21 protein-coding genes and 2 tRNA genes are annotated in these 23,448 nt (G+C 63.7%); 13 read left to right on the forward strand and 10 right to left on the reverse strand.

Annotated features, from left to right (window positions below; translation table 11 throughout):
• Nucleotides 1-57 precede the first annotated feature (57 nt).
• From VRS74_RS07705 to accC, 3 genes are all read left to right on the forward strand, one after another.
• Nucleotides 58-507, forward strand: a complete 450-nt coding sequence (locus VRS74_RS07705; protein ID WP_354144662.1) for a type II 3-dehydroquinate dehydratase — start codon at nt 58-60, stop codon at nt 505-507.
• A 68-nt stretch (nt 508-575) separates the two neighbouring features.
• Nucleotides 576-1,064 (forward strand): acetyl-CoA carboxylase biotin carboxyl carrier protein, encoded by a 489-nt coding sequence (accB, locus tag VRS74_RS07710; protein ID WP_354144663.1) that lies wholly within the window; start codon nt 576-578, stop codon nt 1,062-1,064.
• A 3-nt stretch (nt 1,065-1,067) separates the two neighbouring features.
• Nucleotides 1,068-2,417 (forward strand): acetyl-CoA carboxylase biotin carboxylase subunit, encoded by a 1,350-nt coding sequence (gene accC / locus VRS74_RS07715; RefSeq protein ID WP_354144664.1) that lies wholly within the window; start codon nt 1,068-1,070, stop codon nt 2,415-2,417.
• 16 nt (nt 2,418-2,433) lie between these two features.
• Here the strand turns inward: accC and VRS74_RS07720 are convergent, their stop codons facing one another.
• Complete coding sequence (locus tag VRS74_RS07720) at nt 2,434-2,880, reverse strand: GFA family protein (RefSeq protein ID WP_354144665.1); 447 nt, start codon at nt 2,878-2,880, stop codon at nt 2,434-2,436.
• A 3-nt stretch (nt 2,881-2,883) separates the two neighbouring features.
• Nucleotides 2,884-3,348 (reverse strand): Lrp/AsnC family transcriptional regulator, encoded by a 465-nt coding sequence (locus VRS74_RS07725; protein WP_354144666.1) that lies wholly within the window; start codon nt 3,346-3,348, stop codon nt 2,884-2,886.
• A gap of 174 nt (nt 3,349-3,522) precedes the next feature.
• Between VRS74_RS07725 and VRS74_RS07730 the strand changes: the two genes are divergently transcribed.
• The 4 genes from VRS74_RS07730 (at nt 3,523) to VRS74_RS07745 (ending at nt 7,050) form a co-directional block, all read left to right on the forward strand.
• Complete coding sequence (locus VRS74_RS07730; RefSeq protein WP_354144667.1) at nt 3,523-5,376, forward strand: histidine kinase dimerization/phospho-acceptor domain-containing protein; 1,854 nt, start codon at nt 3,523-3,525, stop codon at nt 5,374-5,376.
• Nucleotides 5,377-5,448: 72 nt separating this feature from the next.
• Nucleotides 5,449-5,524 (forward strand) — tRNA-Ile (locus tag VRS74_RS07735).
• 38 nt (nt 5,525-5,562) lie between these two features.
• Nucleotides 5,563-5,639, forward strand: a tRNA-Pro gene (locus VRS74_RS07740).
• Between the two features lie 76 nt (nt 5,640-5,715).
• Nucleotides 5,716-7,050 carry an MATE family efflux transporter gene (locus tag VRS74_RS07745; RefSeq protein WP_354144668.1) on the forward strand — a complete coding sequence of 445 codons (1,335 nt, stop codon included), beginning with the start codon at nt 5,716-5,718 and terminating at the stop codon, nt 7,048-7,050.
• A gap of 57 nt (nt 7,051-7,107) precedes the next feature.
• Here the strand turns inward: VRS74_RS07745 and VRS74_RS07750 are convergent, their stop codons facing one another.
• Both VRS74_RS07750 and VRS74_RS07755 read right to left on the reverse strand, forming a co-directional pair.
• A complete protein-coding gene (locus tag VRS74_RS07750) occupies nt 7,108-9,381 on the reverse strand; it encodes a TonB-dependent receptor (RefSeq protein WP_354144669.1) in 2,274 nt (757 codons plus the stop codon).
• Between the two features lie 214 nt (nt 9,382-9,595).
• A complete protein-coding gene (locus VRS74_RS07755; protein WP_354144670.1) occupies nt 9,596-11,002 on the reverse strand; it encodes a M20/M25/M40 family metallo-hydrolase in 1,407 nt (468 codons plus the stop codon).
• 125 nt (nt 11,003-11,127) lie between these two features.
• Between VRS74_RS07755 and ettA the strand changes: the two genes are divergently transcribed.
• Nucleotides 11,128-12,801 carry an energy-dependent translational throttle protein EttA gene (ettA, locus tag VRS74_RS07760; RefSeq protein WP_354144671.1) on the forward strand — a complete coding sequence of 558 codons (1,674 nt, stop codon included), beginning with the start codon at nt 11,128-11,130 and terminating at the stop codon, nt 12,799-12,801.
• 44 nt (nt 12,802-12,845) lie between these two features.
• On the opposite strand, the gene VRS74_RS07765 is transcribed toward ettA, so the two are convergent.
• Nucleotides 12,846-13,355, reverse strand: a complete 510-nt coding sequence (locus VRS74_RS07765; RefSeq protein WP_354144672.1) for a YybH family protein — start codon at nt 13,353-13,355, stop codon at nt 12,846-12,848.
• 405 nt (nt 13,356-13,760) lie between these two features.
• Between VRS74_RS07765 and VRS74_RS07770 the strand changes: the two genes are divergently transcribed.
• A complete protein-coding gene (locus VRS74_RS07770) occupies nt 13,761-14,783 on the forward strand; it encodes an RcnB family protein (protein ID WP_354144673.1) in 1,023 nt (340 codons plus the stop codon).
• A gap of 84 nt (nt 14,784-14,867) precedes the next feature.
• Here the strand turns inward: VRS74_RS07770 and VRS74_RS07775 are convergent, their stop codons facing one another.
• Complete coding sequence (locus VRS74_RS07775; RefSeq protein ID WP_354144674.1) at nt 14,868-15,425, reverse strand: cytochrome b; 558 nt, start codon at nt 15,423-15,425, stop codon at nt 14,868-14,870.
• 118 nt (nt 15,426-15,543) lie between these two features.
• Here VRS74_RS07775 and VRS74_RS07780 point away from each other — a divergent pair, with 118 nt between their 5' ends.
• Nucleotides 15,544-16,215 (forward strand): prolyl hydroxylase family protein, encoded by a 672-nt coding sequence (locus tag VRS74_RS07780; RefSeq protein ID WP_354144675.1) that lies wholly within the window; start codon nt 15,544-15,546, stop codon nt 16,213-16,215.
• A 19-nt stretch (nt 16,216-16,234) separates the two neighbouring features.
• Here VRS74_RS07780 and VRS74_RS07785 read toward each other — a convergent pair whose 3' ends face one another.
• Together VRS74_RS07785 and VRS74_RS07790 are read right to left on the reverse strand one after the other, a co-directional pair.
• Nucleotides 16,235-16,768, reverse strand: coding sequence for a DUF1003 domain-containing protein (locus tag VRS74_RS07785; protein WP_354144676.1), 534 nt, complete (start codon nt 16,766-16,768; stop codon nt 16,235-16,237).
• Between the two features lie 10 nt (nt 16,769-16,778).
• Complete coding sequence (locus VRS74_RS07790; protein WP_354144677.1) at nt 16,779-18,410, reverse strand: lysine--tRNA ligase; 1,632 nt, start codon at nt 18,408-18,410, stop codon at nt 16,779-16,781.
• Nucleotides 18,411-18,639: 229 nt separating this feature from the next.
• Here VRS74_RS07790 and VRS74_RS07795 point away from each other — a divergent pair, with 229 nt between their 5' ends.
• Complete coding sequence (locus VRS74_RS07795) at nt 18,640-21,282, forward strand: ATP-dependent DNA helicase (protein ID WP_354144678.1); 2,643 nt, start codon at nt 18,640-18,642, stop codon at nt 21,280-21,282.
• Between the two features lie 15 nt (nt 21,283-21,297).
• On the forward strand, nt 21,298-21,825 hold the full coding sequence (locus tag VRS74_RS07800; RefSeq protein ID WP_354144679.1) for a SixA phosphatase family protein: 528 nt from the start codon (nt 21,298-21,300) through the stop codon (nt 21,823-21,825).
• Here VRS74_RS07800 and soxR read toward each other — a convergent pair.
• The gene (gene soxR / locus VRS74_RS07805) at nt 21,822-22,274 is read right to left on the reverse strand and encodes a redox-sensitive transcriptional activator SoxR (RefSeq protein ID WP_354144680.1); all 453 of its coding nucleotides are present in this window, start codon (nt 22,272-22,274) and stop codon (nt 21,822-21,824) included. The two genes, VRS74_RS07800 and soxR, sit on opposite strands and share 4 nt — an antisense overlap.
• Nucleotides 22,275-22,403: 129 nt before the next feature.
• Here soxR and VRS74_RS07810 point away from each other — a divergent pair, with 129 nt between their 5' ends.
• Nucleotides 22,404-22,787, forward strand: a complete 384-nt coding sequence (locus VRS74_RS07810) for a VOC family protein (RefSeq protein ID WP_354144681.1) — start codon at nt 22,404-22,406, stop codon at nt 22,785-22,787.
• 34 nt (nt 22,788-22,821) lie between these two features.
• Here VRS74_RS07810 and VRS74_RS07815 read toward each other — a convergent pair whose 3' ends face one another.
• Nucleotides 22,822-23,445 (reverse strand): SOS response-associated peptidase, encoded by a 624-nt coding sequence (locus VRS74_RS07815; protein ID WP_354144682.1) that lies wholly within the window; start codon nt 23,443-23,445, stop codon nt 22,822-22,824.
• Between the last annotated feature and the right edge of the window lie 3 nt (nt 23,446-23,448).

A 23,448-nucleotide genomic window follows, 5' to 3' on the forward strand; every position in this document is an offset into this window, starting at 1 on the left:
TTGAAAGCAGCTGACCTTCTGCTTCCCTGTCGCGCCCACAATCGCTAACCAGCGCGCATGAGCAACGCATCCAACACCGTCTATGTCCTCAACGGGCCCAATCTGAACCTGCTGGGCTTGCGCGAGCCGGAAATTTACGGAACCACCACGCTCGACGATATCGCGGGCATGCTGGAGGATCGCGGTCGCGAACTCGGGCTCGAAATCGACATGCGCCAGACCAACCATGAAGGCATGCTGGTCGACTGGTTGCACGAAGCGCAGGCGGAGGGTGCGCGCGCCGTGCTGCTCAATGCAGCGGCTTACACGCACACTTCGATCGCCCTGCTCGACGCGATCAAGGCAATCCGCACGCCGGTGATCGAAGTGCACCTGTCCGATCCCTCCAAGCGCGAGGAATTCCGGCACCGTTCTTATGTCGGCATGGCGGCGGCCAAGTGCGTCCAGGGACACGGCGCGCAGAGCTACATTATCGCTCTCGAGGCGGTTGCGTCGGGCGAAATCTGAGCTTCGCCTCTTGCCAGCCACAATTCACGCGAATAGTCACGCGCGCAGCTGAAGTTTGAGGGGCGATAATGGCCGAACGAAAGACCAATGACGGGCGCAACACGTCTGGCATGAATGTCGATACCAAGCTGGTACGCGAGCTCGCGGAACTGCTCAACGAAACCGGACTCACCGAAATCGAAGTCGAGGACAACGACCGCAAGATCCGCGTCGCACGCGGTGGCACGGTTGCCATGGCGGCGCCGATGGCGGCTCCCGTCGCTGCTTCTGCGTCAGCTCCGGCGGCTGCCGCTCCAGCTGCGGAACCCGCTGCCGAAGTCCATGCCGATGCACTCAAGTCGCCGATGGTGGGCACCGCCTATCTTGCGCCTGAGCCTGGCGCCGCCAATTTCATCAAGGTGGGCGACAGCGTGAAGCAAGGCGACACGCTGCTGATCGTCGAGGCGATGAAGGTGATGAACCCGATCACCGCCAACAAGGCCGGCACGATCAAGGCGATCCTGATTGAAAACGGGCAACCGGTCGAATTCGACCAGCCGCTCGTCGTCATCGGATAAGCAATGGCGATCAAACGTATCCTGATCGCCAACCGCGGCGAAATCGCGCTGCGCATCCATCGCGCGGCACACGAGATGGGGATCGAGACGGTGGCGGTGCATTCCACCGCCGATGCCGATGCGATGCATGTCCGGCTGGCCGACCAGGCGGTTTGCATCGGCCCTCCGCCTGCCAGCGACAGCTATCTCAACGTAGCCGCCATCATCTCTGCCGCCGAAGTGACCCACGCCGATGCGATCCACCCCGGCTATGGCTTCCTTTCGGAGAACGCCAAGTTCGCCGAGATTGTCGAGGCGCACGACATCGCGTGGATCGGGCCCAAGCCCGAGCATATCCGCACGATGGGCGACAAGGTCGAGGCCAAGCGCACCGCGGGCGCATTGGGCCTGCCGCTGGTGCCCGGCTCTGACGGTGCGGTTTCGGACTTTGACGAAGCCCGCAAGATCGCCAAGGAAATCGGCTATCCCGTGATCATCAAGGCCGCTTCGGGCGGCGGCGGGCGCGGGATGAAGGTGTGCCAAAGCGAGGACCAGCTCGAAACGCTGATGCAGCAGGCTGGTAGCGAAGCCAAGGCCGCGTTCGGGGATGCGACCGTCTATATCGAGAAATATCTCGGCAATCCGCGCCACATCGAATTCCAGGTGTTCGGCGACGGCAATGGCAATGCGATCCACCTGGGCGAGCGCGACTGCTCGCTCCAGCGTCGCCACCAGAAAGTGCTCGAAGAGGCCCCCTCGCCCGTCATCTCAGCCGAGGAACGCCACCGCATGGGCGAAATCTGTGCGCAGGCAATGCGTGACATGGGTTATCGCGGTGCAGGAACGATCGAGTTCCTGTGGGAGAACGGCGAGTTCTACTTCATCGAGATGAACACCCGCCTGCAGGTCGAGCATCCGCTGACCGAAGCGATCACCGGCGTCGACCTGGTGCGCGAGCAGATCCGCATTGCCGAAGGCAAGCCGCTGTCCGTGGCGCAGGAAGATCTGGAGTTCCACGGCCATGCGATCGAATGCCGCATCAACGCCGAAGACCCGTTCACATTCGCGCCCTCGCCCGGCGCCGTGAATTACTATCACGCGGCAGGCGGCATGCATGTGCGGGTCGATTCAGGGCTCTACGCCGGCTATCGGATCCCACCCTATTACGACAGCATGATCGCCAAGCTGATCGTGTATGGGCGCACCCGGGAAGGCTGCATCATGCGCCTGCGCCGCGCGCTTGAGGAAATCGTGGTGGAAGGGGTGAAGACCAACATCCCGCTGCATCAGGAACTGCTGCGGCAGGACGACATCCTCAACGGCGACTACAGCATCAAATGGCTGGAGGAATGGCTGGCCAAGCGCGCTGGGTAACCCTCGCGCGCTGCCGTCAGCCAAGATCGAAGCCTGCGTCCTTCGCTTCGGCGATCGTTTCCGCACCGCTGAGCCGGGGATGATCCCCGGCGAGCTTGCACCAGGCCGCGGCTTCGTCAGCGAAAATCTCGCGTTCGATTGGATATTCGTCCGCGTCGGCAAACAGCCCCGCAAGGAAGCTGCGATTGCCGGTCGGCAGGAATTTGTACCAGAGATTGCTGCCGCATTGCTTGCAGAAGGCCCGTTCCGCCCATTCGCTTGAGCGATACACGCTGACGCTGTTCTCGCCCGCAATCGAAAAGCTCTCGCCACTCAGCGCCGAATAGAATGCGCCACCCCACCGCCTGCACATGGCGCATTGGCAGACTTCGACATGCTTCTTCGGCTGGTTGAGCGTGATCTGCACCGCCGTGCACAGGCAGTGCCCGTCGATAGCGCTGTCGGCAATGTCGGAAGCGGCCATCGCCTACTCCAGCGGAACGCCCGGCTCGTGCTTCGCAGTGCGGATCGTCAGCGAGGTCTTGACGCTTTCCACATTGGGAGCAGGCGTGAGCTTGCTGGTCAGGAACTCCTGGAAGCTCTGCAAATCCTTGCTGACAACCTTCAGGATGAAGTCGATCTCGCCATTGAGCATATGGCACTCGCGTACTTCGGGCAGCGCCTTCATATGCTCTTCAAACTCTCGCAACGCACTCTCGGCCTGGCTCTTGAGGCTGACCATGGCGAAGACGGTGATGGCGAAGCCGAGCTTCGACGCGTCGAGCTCTGCATGGTAGCCCTTGATCACCCCGTCTTCTTCGAGCCCGCGCACACGCCGCAGGCACGGCGGCGCGGTAAGACCGACACGCTGAGCCAATTCGACGTTGGTGACGCGACCTTCGCGCTGCAATTCGGCAAGCAGCCGGCGATCGATCTCGTCTAGACTGGCCATAAATTGCGCCTTTCACTGGAAATCCGGCCCGCTTCGAACCGGAAAGCAACACAAACCGCCTTCATGGGGCGTCAAAGCTAATATTATTATCCCTGCCAGCAATTGTCCCGCTTTGCAACGCATCGAGAAACGCTCTCCGCAAGCCGAGCCGCTTGCTGTTAGGACAAGCTTGGCGTGATCCGTGCGAGCGCCGCCCTGCGCGATTCGCGCTTGCCTGGAGACGTGATGTTTTTCGACGACCGCCTTGCCACTGTGTTGCGCCACCGCGCCACCAGCGAGCGAGGCGCGCGTACGCAATTCAGGCAGCTGCTCGACCTCCTCGGCAACCGCAAATACGGACGTGACGACAGCCTGGTGGCTGCCGCATGGTTGCGGCTCGGCGCATTGGGCGAGCAGATTCCCGCTTCCGAGCGGGCACGGATGATTCGCGAGCCGGGCTGGCGCTTCCGCAACCCGCAGCTTGCAGCGCATTTGGCCGAAGATGAGCCCGAAGTCGTGGCCGCCGCATTGTCGCGCGCCGACCTTGCCGAAGATGACTGGGTTGCCCTGATCCCGCGCCTGCCGATCCGCGCGCGCGGCTTCCTGCGCCTGCGAAGGGGACTGCCGCCCGGTGCCGAGGCGCTGCTCGAGCGATTGGGCATCCATGATCGCGGCCTGCCTCAACCTTCCGACGAGTCAGGAGCCGAGACGCAAACGCTTGAACTGACGGAAGACGAATCGCTTTCCGACGATTTCGAGGCGCCGCCGATCCCCGAGCCTCAGCCGGAGCCAGAGCCGGTGCGCGCGGCCGTGCCGCCACGCCGCTCACGCCCCGCGCCTCCCGCACCCGGCACTCCGGACGAAAAGAGCGAAATCGCCGCACTAGTCGAGCGGATCGCGCAATTCCGGCGCGACCGCAGCGCAGAGCCGACCACAAGCGACCTTTCGCCGCGCTTGCCGCTGGGCGAGCAAGCCGCTCTGCCCGAGCACGCGATTGCCGGTTTTGCCTTCGCCAGCGACGTCGACGGGCGGATCGAATGGGCCGATCCCGAAGTCGCGCCGATGGTGATCGGGCAGCGCCTGTTCGACCGTCGCGGCGCCGAAGGCAGCGGCTTGGCAGGCGCAATTGCCAGCGCCTTTGCGCAGCAGCAACCGATCGAGGGACTCACTCGCACGCTAGAAGGTGCAGGCGCGATCCGCGGCGAATGGGTAGTGGATGCGCACCCGCGCTTCTCGCGAACCGGGGGGCGCTTCTTCGGATATGTCGGACGTTTTCGCCGTCCGTTCGATCCCGGCAAATACGCAGTCGGTACGCCGACCGAAGCGGACCGGATTCGCCAGCTGCTCCATGAGCTGCGAACTCCGGTGAACGCGGTTCAGGGCTTTGCCGAACTGATCCACCAGCAGCTCTATGGTCCGGTCCCCAACGCCTATCGTGCGCTCGCAGCCACGATCGCCAGCGACGCCGCCAGCATCCTCGCCGGGTTCGACGAACTCGAGCGGCTGGCCAAGCTCGAAAGTGGCGCGATGTCGGTCGGAGGTGGGAAGACCGACCTGCTTGAACTCACCCATCGAATGACCGAACAGATCGCGCTGGTTCTTGCCCCGCGGATGGCGGGCATCGACCTGGCACAGGGTCCGGAACGCAGCCTTTGGGTCGAGATCGATCGCGACGAGGCCGAAGCGCTGGCGTGGCGCATGCTCGCCACTCTTGCGGGCGCAGTCACAGCGGGCGAAGTGCTCGCCGCAGAGATCGAGGCCGATCAGGACCAGGCGCGGCTGTGGTGCCAGATTCCCGCGCAGCTCATCGCGGAGGATGACGTTTTCACAGCCGAGATCAAACCGAGCGCAACTGGCCTGAGTGCCGGACTGTTCGGCGCAGGATTCAGCCTCCGGCTGGCGCGTGCAGAGGCGCGCGGAGCTGGCGGCGATTTGCAGCAAGTGGAGGATCGCGTCTGTCTTTCGATCCCGCTCACGGCGGTGTCGCTGGGCAGCACCTCGAGCGATGCCAGCGATGCCGGAGATGCGCGCGGCAACGAAGCCGTCTGAAAGCTCGCGATGCGCGCTTGTTTCGCGCGAAGTTGCAATGTAGGGCGCAAGCCGCATTACGCACCGCTGCTCGGGCCTGTAGCTCAGCGGTTAGAGCTGGCCGCTCATAACGGCTAGGTCGCGGGTTCGAATCCTGCCGGGCCCACCAGCGGCGGCGGGTCTTGCCCGGTAATGCACGAAATCGGTCGGGGAGTGGCGCAGCCTGGTAGCGCACCTGTTTTGGGTACAGGGGGTCGCAGGTTCGAATCCTGTCTCCCCGACCAGCATTTCGAGACTCGACACCATCCGGGGGATGGTGTCGGCCGAAATGCTCCCAAGCGAAGCGCGGGAGGTGCCACGATGAAGCCAGCCCCCCTCGAAACCCGCGCGATCTGGGCCATAGCAATCCCCGCCATGCTGACCAATGTCGCCACCGCGCTGATCGGTATCGGCGACATGTGGATCGTCGGGCGGCTGGAAGATGCCGCCACGCAAGGCGCAGTGGATGTGGGCGCACGCCTGTTCGCGATGCTGTTCACCGTGATGAACTTCCTCAAGATGGGCACCACCGGCCTTGTGGCGCAGGAGGGGACACGCAGCGGCCCGCAGGCCCAGGCCGCGATGCTGGCGCGCGGAATTGCAGTCGGGCTGGCCATCGCGGCGCTGCTGCTGCTGTTCAAGCCACTGCTGATGCCCGCACTGCTGGATGCCTTGGGCGCCCGGGGCGAAGTGCTCTCCTTCGCGCATATATATGCCGAGATCCGATACTGGACCGCGCCCGGCGTGATGCTCAACCTCGCGCTGATCGGCTTTCTGGTCGGGCACAGGCAGATGGGCGCGGTGCTGGCCATCGAAGTGATCTACAATGTAGTCAATGTCGCGCTCGGGCTGCTTCTGGCCTTGCATCTCGACTGGGGCATCGCCGGGATCGGCTGGTCGAGCTTCATCGCCGAATACGCCAAGCTCGCGATCCTTGGCGTGCTGGTATTACGAGGCAATGCAGGTGGCGCATTGCTGGCTGCGCTGTCCGATCGCGCATTGCTCAGCTGGCAGGCCTTGCGGCCATTCCTCGGCGTCAATCGCGACCTGTTCCTGCGCACGCTCGTGTTGATGATCGCCCTCGCCGCGATCACCCGGCTTTCCGCCGAACGCGGCCCTGAAGTGTTGGCAGCCAACGGCATCATCTACCAGCTGTTCGTGTTCACCGCGCTGCTGCTCGACGGGTTCGAAAACGCGGCGCAAGTGCTCAATGGCGAGCGGCTGGGCGCACGCGACCGGGCAGGTTTTGCCGAATATGTCCGCGCGATATTGTGGCGGGGCCTGGCCGCTGCGGCAGTGGTGGCATTTGCCTTCGCCCTATTGGCAGACCCTATCCTCGCAAGCTTCGCCGCTACGCCCGAAGTCGCGCAGATCGCGCAAGCGCAGGCGATCTGGCTTGTCGCGATCCCCTTTGCAGGGGTCGCCAGCTTCGTGTTCGACGGCGTGTTTGTGGGTGCCAGCTGGACCCGCGCCATGCTGCTGTCGATGGCAGGGGCAGCCGTAGTCTTCGCAGTCGCGCTTTGGCTTAGCTGGCCGCTCGGCAATGGCGCACTGTGGGGCAGCTTCGTGCTGTTCCTGCTGGTGCGCGCAGGGCTGCAGGCGGTCCAGATGCCTCGCCTGATGCAGCGGGGCTTCGGCGAGGCGAAACCCGAATAGAAAAGGGCCGCGCGCCCGAAAGCACGCGGCCCCTTCTAGCTTCGTATCAGGCCGGGATCAGAAAGTGATGCCGGCTTCCACACCCCAGATGCGCGGTTCGTTGACCATCGCGGTGAGGTTGTTGAAGTCGATGCCCGACACTGCCGATACATCATTGGTGATGTTGCGGCCGAACAGCGCGAAGTCATAGCGATCGGTGCGATAGCCGATGCGGAGGCCGCCTTCGAGCATCGAATCGTCGCTGAACTCGACCGACTGGTACAGGAAGAACTGCACCTTCGAGCGATAGGCCCAATCGGTGAAGAGATAGAACTCGCCAGCCGTGCCGGGGATCTTCTCGCTCAGGCCAAGCGACCAGTTGGCGGTCCACTTCGGTGCCTGCGGCAAGCGGTTGCCGTCGATCGAGTAGATGCCGCTCCCGACCGTACGCTCGGGATCGAGCACGGTGCACGGCGCTGCGCAACCAGCGACATAGGCGTTCGGGTCGTTGATCTGCGTGTCGTTATACGACAGGCCCGCAGCGAATTCGACACCAGCCATCGGGCGTGCCTGCAGTTCGGCTTCGAAGCCGTAGCCTTCGACCTGGTCCGCATTGAGCAGCGTGGTGAAGTTGTTGGCGCCGCCGACGGCAGTCAGCTGCAGGTCTTCGGTGGTGAAATAGAAGCCGCCGAGGTTGAAGCGAACCTTGCCGTCGGCGAGGATCGTCTTGACGCCCGCTTCGTAGCTCATCGTGGTTTCGCTATCGGCGACCGAAATGTCGCGACCGAAGGCCAGGCGGCCCTGGATCGACGGGGCACGATAGCCGCGAGCCACGCGAGCGTAGAAGTTGACGTCTTCCGAAGTCGGAACGGTCGCTGCGAGGTCCCAGGTCAGGACGCTGTCGCTGACCGAAGTCGAGATCGGAGCTACCGGGCCGAGAAAGCCGAGGAAGTCAGGACGGGTATCGACTGGGCGCGACGCCGTGAAATCGCGGTTGTCGTCATTGTAACGCGCGCCCGCCTGCAGGCGGATGCCATTGTCGAATTCGTAGAACAGCGAGCCGAACACGCCCCATGCATCGCTGACCTGGCGCTGCAGCGCGATCGCGTCAGGCGAAGTGTCGTCAGGCGTGCCGAAATCGAATGTCTCGATGTCCAGCTTCTCGTTGAAATAGAACACGCCCGCCTGGTAGCCGAGCGGGCCGCCATCGTTCGAAGCAATCCGCACTTCCTGCGTGAACTGGTCGAGGCTGGGGATGTTGTCCTGCGACTGAGCCGAGAACGGGATCACGCCCGGGCCCATTTCCGGGGCGAAGGCATTGCCGAAGCCGCCGTCGATGTCGCCGCGCGAATAGAGGTTGCCGTTCCAGTAGCTGGTCACCGACGTCAGGGTGACGGCACCGAAATCATATTCGAGCACCGCGCCGAGGTTGTAGGTTTCGAGCTTCTGGAAGTTGATTCCGTCGGCGCGCACTTCGCCACGCTTGAACTTGGTCGAGGGGCCTCCCAGACCGATCAGGTCATTGCTGCCGGCGGCAAATGCATTGGCGCGGAATACGCGCGCGGTGCCGTCGAGGTCGCGATACTGGCCAATCAGGCGCAGCGAGAGATCCTCGGTCGGATCAAGCTGGACCTGCAGGCGCAGCGCCACTTCATCATAACCCTCAAGGTCGTCGCCCGGACCGTTGTCGATATTGTCGACCCAGTCGCTGCGGCCCTGGTAGAGGCCCGAAGCACGAACCGCGACAGTGTCGCTCAGCTGGCCGCCGACCGCACCTTCGACATTGATCGAGTCAAAGCGGCCGTAGCTGCCGCGGATATAGTTGTCGCCCTTGCCCGGCTTGACCGTGTCGAACTTGACGATGCCGGCCGGCGTGTTGCGGCCGAACAGCGTGCCCTGCGGGCCGCGCAGCACTTCAACGCGGTCGAGGTCGAAGATCGGGAAGCCCTTCAGGATCGGGTTTTCCAGCACGACGTCGTCATAGACGAGGCTGACCGGCTGCGAGGCATTGAGGTCGAAGTCGGTGTTGCCGAGGCCGCGGATGTAGAAGCGCGGGAAGGTGCGGCCGAACGAGCTTTCGATATTCAGGCTGGGCACGCGGCCCGAAAGCGCGCGGATATCGGCACCGGCGCTGGTCACGACTTGCAGCGCTTCGCCGCCGAGCGTGCCGACCGAGACCGGGATCTCCTGCAGGTTTTCCTCGCGGCGCTGCGCGGTGACGATGATGACGCCGACGCCGTCCTGGTCTTCGGCGGTGGCACCGGCATCCTGCGCAAAGGCGGGTGCGGCGCTGAAAAGGGTGGTGGCGATGGCGGCGCTGGCCGCAGTGGCAAGAAGACGCGTGTTACGCATGGTCGATATACCCCTGTTGGCGGGATCGCGCTGCCAAAGGAGAGAGTCAGCGTCGATCCGGGCGATTGGACCCAATGGTAGTCTAAAACTGGCACGGCCTCTGTCCGCAAAACTGCGCGAGGTCAATTTGCAGCGGGGGAAACGCTGTCTCTATTCTGTCACGCGTTGCCAAATGGCCACGAATTCGCGCTGCAGGGCCTGAATTGGCGAGCGATTACTGGTGCATGACTGGCGGAGCGTCAGGCCTGATCGGCGCCGGTTTGATCGGTTCAGCCTCATTGGCGAGGATTCCGACCACCTGGGTCCACACCGCCACATTCTGCCGCAGCTGCACCGGATCGATCTTGTCGAGCGTGTCGTCAGGCGTGTGGTGCAAGTCGAAATAGCGCGTGCCGTCCTGCTTGAGGTCGATAATCGCGGTTTGCTGGACACGGGCGATCTCGATATCCGCCCCGCCATTGGCTACGTTGTTCGAGGTCGCCACGCCGAAACGCGCCACAGCTCGGGCGATCCGCCCATGCAATTCGGAATTGGCGGTGCTGAAGTTGCTGTCGAAGCGCCAAATCCGGTCGGCCCCGAAATCGCTCTCCAGCCCTACCCCGATCGGTTCGTCGCGATGCGCGGCGGCATAGGCCTTGCTGCCCCACAGGCCGGTCTCTTCCGCCCCGGCGAAGAGCACGCGCACGGTGCGCAGCGGCTGGCCGGTACGCTGGACATGCAGCGCCGCCGCGGCAACGATCCCGCATCCCGCACCATCGTCGATCGCGCCGGTGCCCAGATCCCAGCTGTCGAGATGGCACGCAACCAGCACCGGGGGAAGCGAGGGATCGCGCCCAACGATCTCGCCCACGACATTGCCGCTCTTGGTTGTGCCAAGATTCTGCGGCGTCAGCACCAACCTCATGCGGACCGGCTTGCCATCTGCGCGGGCGAATATCCGCTCCAGATTGTCGGCATCGGGATTGCTGATCGCGCCTGCCGGAATCGGATCGACGCCCTCGGCAAAATTGGTTCCGCCAGTATGCGGCGTGCGGTGGTTTTCGGTCCCGATCGAGCGGATCACTGTTGCGATCGCGCCGTTAGTTGCGGCCAGGCTTGGCCCGGTCCAGCGCGCGGGGCCGGCAAAGCCATAGCTCGATCCGTCCTGCGTGGGCCGCATGTCATGGCTGATGAAGGCGATCTTGCCCGCAAGGCTGCCCGCCGGAGCAGCGGCGAGATCGGCATAGCTCGGGAAATAGATGACTTCGGCCTCGATCCCTTCGGCTCCGGTCGAAGCCGAATTGCCAAGCGCGGTGATGTGCATCGGCTGAGCGAAGGGAGCGATAACCCAGGCCCGTTCCTCGCCGCGCACCCAGGTCGGCATGTCATAGGGTTCGTCGGCGACATTGGCGAAACCATGTGCCTTGAGCCAGCGCATCGCCCATTCGCGCCCGCGCGCTTCGGCTTCGGTCCCTGCCTGTCGCGGCCCGACTTCGGTGGTGATGCCTTCGACGAAATCCCACGCCCAGCCATCACCCGCGAGCGCTTGGTCGGCCTGCTCGTCGAGAGAAGGCGTCGGCTTGGTGGCATGGGCAGCGGTGGCGAGCGAAAGCGCGGCAAGCGCGAGGAGCGGGGTTTTCATATGCGGTGCTGCTAATCCCGCGCGTTCCCCAAGTCCAGCTTGCCCTTGCCCCGCGCAGTCCCTATCTGCGCAGCCAAATTCCATCCACGCGAAATTCCCTTAAAGGACGACCCTAAGGAACCCCAATGGCCGCCCAGTACGCATATGTCATGAAGAACATGACGAAGACCTTCCCCGGCGCGCAGAAGCCGGTGCTGAACAACATCAACCTGCAGTTCTACCAAGGTGCCAAGATCGGCATCGTGGGTCCGAACGGCGCGGGTAAGTCGACGCTGATCAAGATCATGGCGGGGATCGACAAGGACTTCACCGGCGAAGCATGGCCGGGCGAGAACATTACTGTCGGCTATCTTGAGCAGGAGCCCGAGCTCGATCCGACCAAGACCGTGCTCGAAAACGTGCGCGAAGGCGCAAAGGAGACCGCCGATCTGGTCGCGCGCTTCAACGAAATCAGCGCGCTGATGTGCGAGCCGGACGCCGATTTCGACGCGCTCGGCGCGGAAATGGGCGAACTTCAGGACAAGATCGACGCAGTCGATGGCTGGACGCTCGACAACCAGCTCGAAGTGGCGATGGAAGCCCTGCGCTGCCCGCCGGGCGACATGGGCGTCGAAACCCTGTCGGGCGGTGAAAAGCGCCGCGTCGCGCTCACTCGCCTGCTGATCCAGAAGCCCTCAATCCTGCTGCTCGACGAACCGACCAACCACCTCGACGCCGAAAGCGTCCAGTGGCTGGAAAACCACCTCAAGGAATATGCCGGCGCGGTGCTGATGATCACCCACGACCGCTATTTCCTCGACAATGTGGTAGGCTGGATCCTCGAACTCGACCGTGGTTCCTACTACCCCTACGAAGGCAATTACTCGACCTATCTCGAGAAGAAGGCGAAGCGGCTCGAGCAGGAAAGCCGCGAGGAATCAGGCAAGCAGAAGGCGCTGCAGCGCGAACTCGAATGGATCCGGCAGACGCCCGCCGCGCGCCAGACCAAGAGCAAGGCGCGTATCCGCAAGTTCGAGGAACTGCAGAACGCGCAGGACAACCGCGCAGTCGGCAAGGCGCAGATCGTGATCCAGGTGCCCGAGCGCCTCGGCGGCAAGGTGATCGAGGCCAAGAACATCTCAAAGGCCTATGGCGACAAGCTGCTGTTCGAGAACCTCAGCTTCACCCTGCCCCCCGGCGGCATCGTCGGTGTGATCGGGCCGAACGGCGCGGGTAAATCCACCCTGTTCAAGATCATCACCGGCAAGGAACAGCCCGACAGCGGCACGATCGAGATCGGCTCGACCGTGCGGCTGGGCTATGTCGACCAGAGCCGCGACCACCTCGATCCCAAGCACAATGTGTGGGAGGAAATCTCCGACGGGCTCGATTACATGAAGGTCAACGGGCAGGACATGAGCACGCGCGCCTATGTCGGCGCGTTCAACTTCAAGGGCCCGGACCAGCAGAAGAACGTCGGCAAGCTGTCGGGCGGTGAACGCAACCGCGTGCACATGGCCAAGATGCTGAAGGCAGGCGGCAACGTGCTGCTGCTGGACGAACCGACCAACGACCTCGACGTGGAAACGCTCGCCGCGCTCGAAGACGCGATCGAGAATTTCGCCGGCTGCGCCGTGGTCATCTCGCACGACCGCTTCTTCCTCGACCGACTGGCGACGCATATCCTCGCGTTCGAAGGCAACAGCCATGTCGAATGGTTCGAAGGCAATTTCGAAGCCTATGAGGAAGACAAGCGCCGCCGCCTTGGCGACGCTGCGGATCGCCCGACGAGGCTGGCGTACAAGAAACTGACGCGGTGATTTGGCGCTAGGGGCCGCTAGCGGCAAGTGAGCGCCAAGCCGGGTCAGCTTCCCCCGGCCGGCTGGTCACTGTTGATTATGTCCGCGGCGGCCTTCCACTCGCCATCGACCTTGCGCCAGACGACCACATACTTGCCGATTTCGATCTGCTCCGTGCCTTCGGGCGCGACCGACAGGCGGTACGTCCCGCGGTCGAGCGCCATGTCGCCCGACGACGAGACAATGATCTGCTCCGGAGCGAAGGTTAGGTCGAAACCGGGCGTACTCATCATCGCCGCCCAGTTCTCCTGAATAGCAGCCCGTCCTTTGCCGATCGGCGCATTGGACGGCATGAAGGCGCCGTCTTCAGTGTACATCTGCGAAATTGCAGCCGCGTCCTTCGATTTGATCAGTTCGAGCCATCGAGCAACCTGGCCGCGAATGGCATCCTCGTCGGCAGCGCTCGTGGTGCTTGCGGCAGCCTCGGTAGACGCAGCGTTCGTGTTCTCTTTTCCGGCATCACATGACGAGATGAGCAAGGCGCTCGCGGTAATCAGCAGCAGGCGGATTTTCATGGCATCCCTCCCAAAGAGCATGATGAATCAAAATTACCATGGAATCCGCCGCGGCGGTAGAATGCAATGCTCGCCATGGTTGTTCATCAATTCGCTGACCCATGCGACACATGCGACATAGTCCTGAAAGAGAAAAACCTTCTCCCGCATTTGGCCGCGAAGGCTTGGACTGTGGGAATACGACGATGGCAAAGAACCTTGCGCTCTTGGCAGATCGCGGCCCTGTAGGAAAATAGGAATGGATGCTGGCGACCCAGAAAACGCGACGCCGACATTCATCAAGCCACCCCCGAACATGAACGGAAGGGTGACCAAGCGGTTCAGTTTGACGACAGCGACCGAGTCGTAACCAGAGGCATCAAACGGTGCCGCAGGTGGTGGAGCGGCAGCAACAGGAGCCGATCCATGACTATTGCCAAGCTGATGAAGGGCAGCGCCTTTTCCGCCATAGCGGCCGCGCTCGCCTTCACTGCAATGCCCTCCGCCGCATCCGCACAGGAACGCCAGGTCGAAAGCAGATCCGAGCGCCAGCAGGCCCGACAGAACTCGGGCCAGCGGCGTGAAGCCCGCCAGGAAAACCGCAGCGAGCGCCGCGAGGCCCGCCCCCAGAATGCGCAGCGCCAGAATTACGAAGGCGAGCGCCGCAGCCAGCAGGCCGAACGACAGCAGCCCAACCTCCAGCAGTTCCGCCAGCAGGCCCGCGAGCAGCGCTCGGCTCCGTATCAGCAGCAGAGCGAAAACCGCACCGCCCGCGAAACCTATCGCCCCGCCGTGAACCAGGCGGGCAGCGAGCGGCGCGTCGCACGCGAGGAATATCGCACCGAACGCCGCGAGCAGCAGCAGTCAAGCGACGGCCGGCGCAACCAGTCCTATTCCGACGGCAACCGCAACCGCACCTATACCGGTGACAGCCGCCGCGACCGCCAGGATTACCGCGACAACCGCGACAGCTATCGCGAGGGATATCGCGATGGAGACCGCCGCGGAAATTACGAGGACCGCAACAGTCGCCGCGAGGCCTATCGCGACGGCTATCGCAACGGGCGGCAGGATTCGCGGCATGCCTATCGCGAGCGGCGTTATTACGACCGGGGCGATTATCGCCGCGATTACCGCCAGTGGGATCGCCGCGACTGGCGCAGGAACAAGCGTTACGACTGGTACGACTATCGCCGTTCGAACCGCTATGTCTTCCACATCGGCCGTTACTACTCGCCCTATCGGAACCATTATTACAGCCGGCTCAGGATCGGGTTCTTCCTCGACGGGCTGTTCTTCGGATCGCGCTATTGGATCAACGATCCGTGGCAGTATCGCCTGCCCGACGTCTACGGCCCCTATCGCTGGGTCCGCTATTATGACGACGTGCTGCTGGTGAACATCTACACCGGCGAAGTGGTGGACGTGATCTACGACTTCTTCTGGTAATCGCTTCAGCGAGCGGCCGGTTTGCGCATTCCGGCCACGAGGAACCCCCGCCAGCCCAGGCCAGCGGGGGTTCTTCCGTTTAGGTCAGGCTTTCGGTTCGCCGAAAGGAAGCATGCGGAAAATATTGCCGTCCTTGTCGATCAAAGTGTGCTTGAGCGTGCCGAGGATGTGCACCGCCACCAGCACGAGCAGCACCGTGCCCGCAGCCGCGTGGGATTCGAAGATCGCCTTGGCGCCCTCGGGGTCCGGAGCGACTGGCAGCGGCGGCAGCTCGAACAGGCCGAACACGCTGATCGGAGCGCCATATTTAGACATCGCGAACCAGCCTGCGAGCGGCATGACCGTAAGCAGTACGTAGAAAACGATATGCGTTCCCTTCGCCAGCATCCGTTCCCAACCCGCAAAATCGCTCGAAAGCGGGGGCGGCTTGCGGACCAAACGCCAGCCAAAGCGGAGCAGGATCAGCGCCAGGATGGTAATGCCGATCGAGAAGTGATTGCTCATTATCTGGCTCTGGGCTTCCTTGGTGGCCGCATGTTCGGCAGCCTCGGCAATCCGCCAGTTGGCGATCACCGCGATGGCGACAAGCCAATGGAGCAACATCGCAACACCACTGTAACGCTTTGAACTTCCTTCCGTCATGACGCGTATCTCCCCGTCAGGTTGCGCAGCCATAGTAACGGTTCGATCCACGCGAGCAAGCGGATCGGCCTATGCCGGACGGGCTTGCACCTTGAGGCGGCTTTGCTAAGCCCGCGGCATGACGGCCAAGCAGGACATCATTCCCGACCAGGACGCGCTGAAGCGCGCCGGCGAAGAAGTGCGCACGCGGCTCGCCGCCGATCCGGGAGCCTACAAGGTCGACACGGACAAGGCGGAAATCTTCGCATTCGGCGATTTCCTGACCTCCGCCGAATGTGTGCGATTGTGCATGATGATCGACGCCACCGCCAAGCCCTCGACGCTCCACGAACAGGACTATTCCAGCGGCTTCCGCACCTCCTATTCAGGCGATCTCGACCCCTACGATCCCTTCGTGATGGGAATTTCGCGGCGGATCGACGACTTGCTTGGCCTGAACCCGGAATGGGGGGAGACGATACAGGGGCAACGCTATCTGCCCGGCCAGCAGTTCAAGCCGCACAATGACTGGTTCTATACTACCGAGAAATATTGGGAGCTTGAGCGCAAGCGCGGCGGCCAGCGCAGCTGGACAGCCATGGCTTTCCTAAACGATGTCGAGGAAGGCGGAGAGACCCATTTCACCAATGTCGGGATCAAGATCCAGCCCCGGCCGGGCGTGTTGATGGTGTGGAACAATGCCCTGCCCGATGGCACGCCCAATGAAGACACGATCCATGCCGGCACGCCTGTGGTGAAGGGCATCAAATATGTGATCACCAAGTGGTATCGCACCCGCAAGTGGCGCTGAAGCGGCACACTCGCGCGACTTAAGGCTGGGGGTCGACCTCGACTTCGGAGTCCTTGCCGCGTTTCATCCTGCGCGCCAGCTTGTCCACCTTGCGCGAAAGCCGCAGGATTTCGAGCTGGGTGCGCAAATTGACCTCATAATCGTGGCGTGCGGTGATCCGGTCTTTCGCCGACTGCCGGTTCTGGCTCATCAGGATGATCGGAGCCTGCACCGCGGCCAGCATCGACAGCATCAGGTTCAGGAAAATGAAGGGGTATTCGTCGAAGGGATGGAAGCCGAGATGCTCGAGCGTCCGGCTGTTCACCAGCATCCATACGAACAGCACCACAGCGAAGGCCGAGATGAAGCCCCAGCTGCCGCCAATCGCCGCCACCCGATCGGCCAGCCGGTCGCCGACGGTCTCATGCGCATGGGCCAGTTCGTCGGCATCGCGCCCGGTAAAGGTGCCGGACGCAACGCGCTTCAGGACCCGCTGCTCATCGGCCTCGAGCTCGTCGTACTCACGACCGAGCAACTCGCGCGCCAGCTTGTGCGGATCGGCATCGCGAGTCATGCGCCACTCCCTATCTTTCGAGCGCCTCGTCAATCAGCTTCCGGCTGTTCTCGACGCCGTAAAGCGCGATGAAACTGCCCATCCGGGGCCCCTGCTCGCTGCCGAGCAAGGTTTCGTATAGGCATTTGAACCAGTCGCGCAAATTTTCGAAGCCGAATTCCTCGCGCTTGCCGATTTCGTAGACGATTGTCTGGATATCCTCGCCGGGCGTTTCCGGGTTCATGATCGAAAGCGCGCAATCGAGCGCACGCAATGCTTCGCGCTCGTTCTCTTCCGGAGCGCGCTTGTTCAGCGTCGGCGCCACGAAATCGCGATTATAGGCGAGCGCAGTCGTCACCAGCACGTCCAGCTCGGGGTGCTTCGCCGGATCGGGATCGGCGATATAATTGCCGAGATAGGACCAGACCGCTTCCCGGTCGGCTTCCGCCCCGAGCACGCCAACGAGGTTGAGCAGCAGGCCATAGGTCACCGGCAAGCTGTCGCCAGCGCCGGGTGCTTCCTCGGCCTGCCAGCCGCCATTGGCGCGCAGCAGGTGCCAGGCGGGATTGCCGAGTTGCTTTTCGAGGTCCTGCTCGGCCAGCCGTTCGCGGAATTGCCAGTAATCGTCGACCGCGCGCGGGATCACGCCCACATGCAGCTGCTTGGCGCTCTTGGGATTGGGGAAGATGTAGAAGCCCAGACTCTCTTCCGAGCCATAGGTCAGCCATTCCTCGATCGTCAGGCCGTTGCCCTTGGACTTGGAGATTTTCTCGCCATTGGCATCGAGGAACAGCTCATAGATGAGGCCCTCTGGCTTCCGGCCGCCCAGCACTTCGACGATTTTGCCCGACTGCACGCCGCTGTCGGTCAGATCCTTGCCGTACATCTCGTAATCGACGCCCAGCGCATACCAGCGCATCGCCCAGTCGACCTTCCACTGCAGCTTGGCCATGCCGCCCAGAACCGACTGCTCGACGGTCAAGCCATCCTCGTCCTCGAAGCGGATCAGCCCGGTATCGGCATCCACCACTTCGACCGGAACCTGCAACACCCGGCCCGTGCTAGGCGAAATCGGCAGGATCGGCGAATAGGTGCGACGGCGCTCTTCACGCAGCGTCGGCAGCATGATGTCGAGAATGTCCTGGTTGTGCCGCAGCACCTGCTTCAGCGCCGGATCGAAGCGGCCCGAATTGTACATGTCGTTCGACGCGACGAATTCATAATCGAAGCCGAACCGGTCGAGGAAGGCGCGCAGCATGGCATTGTTGTGCGCGGCAAAGCTTTCATGCCCCTTCTCGAAGGGATCGGGGATGCGCGACAGCGGCATGCCGAGATGCTGCGTCAGCAGCGCCTGGTTGGGCACATTGTCGGGCACCTTGCGCAGCCCGTCCATATCGTCGCTGAAGGCGACCAGCCGCGTCTTGCCGTCTTCCGGGCGCGCACCGATCAGCGCCTCAAAGGCACGCCGCACCAGCGTGGTGCGCAGCACTTCCTGGAACGTGCCGATATGCGGCAGGCCCGACGGGCCATAGCCGGTTTCGAACAGCACGGGCGAGCCATCGGGCTTGGTGCCTTCGGGATAGCGTTTGAGCAGTCGCTGGGCCTCCTGGAATGGCCAGGCCTTGTTGACGCGCGCGGCGGCGATAAGATCGTTCATGCTCATGCGGGTCGCCCTATGCGCAAGGCGGCGCATGTTGCAAGCGCGAACAGAGTCGGCGCAAATGATCGTTGCACAATGAGCCGCCTGCGCTTGCGCTCCGTTCCGTATCCGTTCTAACGCTGGTCGCGTGAGTTCCCCGCTTTCCCTTTCCGCGCTCCATGCAAGCCATTCGGGCACTTGGCTGAGACCCCCGAATGGCGCGACGAGCACGGTGTCGAAGGGCGACGCAATCATGGCGGCGGCAGACACGCCGGTTCTCCTGCTCAATGCGCCGCTGGTGGCGAGCAGGCTGGGCTATCCCGACCTGTCGGGGCTCGACCTGCTCGAATTGTTCGCTTTCGTGCATCCGGCCCGTTTCTGCGTGCCGACGCCGCGCGGCCTGGCCGAGGCGCTGGGGCTGGAGGAGCCGCAGGGCGACGAGAACGTCCCGGCTTTCCTGCAAGCGGCAGCGGGAGCGCTGATGGCGATTTGCGAAAGCGCCGAATGGCCCGAGCGCGAAGGCGCATGGAGCGCGCTGCAGAACCTCGTGCGCCTGCGCTGGCCATGGGCGCAAGTGCTTGGACCATTCCTCGCGCGACCGGCGAAGGCCGAACGCTGGCTGTTTTCGAAGCTGCCCGAATGGGAGGAGGCGCCCGAGCGCGCCGCTCCGCGCCAGGTCGAGCTTTCACCCAATGCCGTTTTGGCCCGGCTCGACCAACTGACCGGCGCGGGCGCCGAACAACGCGAGGGGCAGCGCGCCTATTCATGCGACGCTGCCGAGGTGTTTTCCCCGCGAGACAGGCGTGGGGCGCCGCACCTGCTGCTGGCGCAGGCGGGCACCGGGATCGGCAAGACCTTGGGCTATCTCGCACCGGCTTCGCTCTGGGCGGAGGAATCGGGCGGCACCGTGTGGGTATCGACCTATACCAAGAACTTGCAGCGCCAATTGCGGCAGGAAAGCCGCCGCGCCTGGCCCGCCGAGCGGCCGGACGGCTCGCCGCCGGTGGTGGTGCGCAAGGGGCGCGAGAACTATTTGTGCCTGCTCAACCTCGAAGATGCGCTGCAAGGCGGCTTTGCAGGGCGCGCCGCCATATTGGCGCAGCTTGTGGCACGCTGGGCGGCCTATTCGCAAGACGGCGACATGATCGGCGGCGACTTGCCCGGCTGGCTCGGCACGCTGTTTCGCAAGCGCGGCGTCGCGGCGCTGACCGACCAGCGCGGCGAATGCGTCTATGCAGGGTGCCCGCATTACAGGAAGTGCTTCATCGAACGGGCCGCGCGCTCCTCCGCGCAGGCCGATCTCGTCATCGCCAACCATGCGCTAGTGATGGTCAATTCCGCGCGCGGCCGCGACACCGGCCAGCGCCCGACACGGATCATCTTCGACGAAGGCCATCACGTGTTCGAAGCGGCGGATTCGACCTTTGCTGCGGCGCTCACCGGGCAGGAAGCGATCGAACTGCGGCGCTGGATCGTGGGGCCCGAGCGCAACAGCCGCGGGCGGCGGCGCGGGCTCGCAGCGCGGCTCGCCGACGTCTCGAGCTATGACGAGGCGGGTGGCGATGCGGTTGAGGCCGCGCTCGAAGCCGCGCACGCCTTGCCTTCGGACGGCTGGCTGCAGCGCATCCACGAAGGCGCCCCGTCGGGCCCGGTCGAGGCCCTGCTGGCACAAGTACGCGCCGCGACCTATGCGCGCGATGAATCGGGCGGGCAGGAGGCCGGTTACGGGATCGAGACCGAGGCCGCCGCGCTGCCGGGCGAGCTGATCGAGGCTGCAGGCGATGCCGAAGAGGCATTGGCTGCTATCAGGGCCCCGCTGATGAAACTCGGCACAAGGCTCGAAGCGATACTGGCGGATGCGCCCGACTGGCTCGATGCGCAAGGCCGCGCGCGGATCGAAGGCGCGCGCCATTCGCTCGCCTGGCGGATCGACACTCTCGCAGCATGGGAAGCCCTGCTGGAGCGGCTTGGCGGGCCGGCCGACCCCGAATTCGTCGACTGGCTGGCGGTCGACCGAAGCGAAGCGCGCGAATTCGACGTCGGGATCCATCGCCATTGGCTTGATCCGATGAAGCCATTCGCCAAGGTGGTGCTCGAACCCGCGCATGGCGTGATGCTGACCAGCGCCACGCTGACCGACCGCAGCGAAGCCGGGCCGGACTGGGACAGCGCAATCGCGCGATCCGGCGCTGCCTGGCTCGACGCTCAGCCTCAGCTCACCGCCGCCGACAGCCCCTTCGACTACGCGAGCCGCGCCGAAGTGCTGATCGTCACCGACATCCGCAAGGGCGATTTGCCCGCGCTGGCCGGGGCCTATGCCCGGCTGATCGAGGCATCGGGCGGCGGCGTGCTGGGCCTGTTCACCGCGATCCGCCGTCTTCGCGCGGTGCATGGCCGCATCGCCGACCGGCTCGCGCGCGAAGGCCTGCCGCTTTACGCGCAGCATGTCGATCCGATCGACACCGGCACGCTGGTCGACATCTTCCGCGACGATCCGCGCGCTTCGCTACTCGGCACCGATGCGCTGCGCGACGGGGTAGATGTGCCCGGCCATTCGCTGCGTTGCGTGGTGATGGAGCAGGTGCCCTGGCCGCGCCCCGACATATTGCACAAGGCGCGGCGACTGGCGGGCGGCGGCAATGCCTATGACGACCGGATCATCCGCGCGCGGCTGGCGCAGGCATTCGGCCGGCTGATCCGCAGCAAGGAGGATGCCGGGCATTTCGTGGTGCTCTCGCCGGCTTTCCCCACCCGCTTGCTGACCGCCTTCCCGCCCGGCACGCCTGTCCTCAGGCTGACACTTGAGGAGGCTTTACAACGCATCGCCAGTGGTGTTTTCGGAACGGGCAACCCCGCCACCGGTGTGAACGAATCCGTCGGAGAGGAACCCGCCTGAGGTGAAACCGCAGAAATGAAGATTCTGGGCCTCTTCCGACACGCCAAGTCCGATTGGGACGATCTGGCGAAGCGCGATTTCGATCGCGGGCTGAACGATCGCGGGCGCAGGGGCGCCGTGCTGATGGGCGAGCACATCCGCAATCACGGCATCAAGTGGGACGTGCTGGTCGCCAGCCCCGCCGAAAGGGTCAAGCAGACGCTCGAAGCAGGGCTGCCCGACATCGAGCCCGTTTTTGACCAGCGGATCTATCTCGCGAGCGCGGATACCATCCTGGAAACGGTGATGGACAAGGCGGGCGATGCGAAGGCCGTGATGGTCGCGGGCCACAATCCCGGCCTGCAGGAAGTGTTGTTCGAGCTTGTGCCGCATGCAAACGAGAACGCACTTTTCTTCGAGGCCGCGCGCAAGTTCCCGACCGCATCCTATGCCGTGCTCGAACTCGATATCGACGACTGGTCGGAACTGGCGAGCGGCTGCGGGACGCTGGTCTATTTCGCCCGCCCGCGCGATCTCGATCCCGAACTCGGCCCGGAAGACTAGCCCAGCACCTTGCGAGGACCGGGACCTTCGGCGGCGAGCTGGTCATCCGGATTGTAGAGCTTGCAGTGCTTGAGGCTCAGGCAGCCGCAGCCGATGCACCCGTCAAGCTTGTCGCGCGTCCGCTCCAGTTGCGCGATCCTGGCGTCGAGTTGCCCCCTGATCGACTTGCTGATGGCCTGCCAGTCGCCTGCCGTAGGCGTGCGGCCATGCGGGAGCTTGGCCAGTTCGGTCTCGATCTCCGATAGCGCCAGCCCAAGTTGCTGCGCGATCAGGATGAAGCTGAGCCGCCGTATGTCACTCCGCAAGAAACGGCGCTGGTTGCCGCTCGTGCGGATCGGTTCGACCAGGCCCTTCTCCTCGTAGAAACGGATTGCCGAAACCGACAGGCCCGTGCGCCGCGCCAAATCGCCGATCGGCAGAAGGTCGGTGGTGCGCAAATGACGCGGCATGCGGCTCTCCAAACAGTGTGAATTTATTCCTTGACCTCAAGTTAGCTTGAGATTGCACGATGGGCAAGCAAGGTGATTCGGCCACCCTCTCCATTGGCCGGATCGCCATCGATCAAAAGGAGATTTGAAATGCCCAAAGGCCAACTCGAACACGCCAATCTGACTGTGACCGATCCCGACCGCAGCGCGGAGCTGCTCAAGAAATTGTGCGGCTGGCATGAACGCTGGCGCGGGCCTTCGCAGCTCGGCGGCTGGACCATCCATGTCGGCGACGAGACGACCTATCTGGCGGTCTACACCAATGAGAAGGCGAAGGGCGGATACACAAAGGGCACCCCGCTCAACCACGTGGGCCTGCTGGTCGACGATCTCGACGCGGCCGAGCAGGTGGTGGTCGAAGCCGGGCTCGAACCCTTCAACCATGCGGATTACGAACCCGGAAAGCGGTTCTACTTCTTCGACTGGGACGGAATCGAATTCGAGATCGTAAGCTATGCGGGAGACGGTCAATGAACGAGCCGCTTATCCGCGAACCGATGTTTGCGCGTCACAGCAGGCGCGATTGCGATGCTCCGCCTGCCCAGGGCTCATCGGTGCGGTCGAGCGAGATCTCGCCTGCCCACGGCCGACAGAGCGCACGCGCGGCTTCGATCCCGCCCCCGGTCCAGGTCGCATAGTCTTCGCGCGCGACGATCACCGGCATGCGCGTGTGGGTTTCGCGCGCCGCGCCAGCCGCATCGGTCATCACCATTGAGTAGCAATCGCCCCATTCGTCGCTGCGCCGCCAGATGCCCGCGCAGGCAAACAAATCGCTGTCGGGCAAGGAGAGCCAGGTGCGCGTCATCCGGCCCTTCGGCCCTTCGGCCTCCGCCCATGCGGTGATCGGGATGAGGCACCGGCGTTCCTCGAAACTGTGGTGCCAGAAGAAGCTGTCGAGCTTGTCGGTGCGGGTATTGTTGACCGGCTTGGGCTTGAGCGGCTGGCCGCTCTTGCCCTTCATCTGCAAGGGGAAGCCCCAGTTCATCCGCCTGAGTTCGCCATTCGCAACGACCAACCCGGGATAGCCGGGATAGACCTCAGCCCCGAAATTCGCGCCGCCCAGCGCATCCACCGCATCGAACCAGTGAGCCACTTCGCTTGGCACCTTGGTCATACGGTAGAGATTGCACATCAG

The sequence above is a fragment of the Altererythrobacter litoralis genome (assembly GCF_036324225.1).
GTDB lineage: Bacteria > Pseudomonadota > Alphaproteobacteria > Sphingomonadales > Sphingomonadaceae > Erythrobacter > Erythrobacter litoralis_A.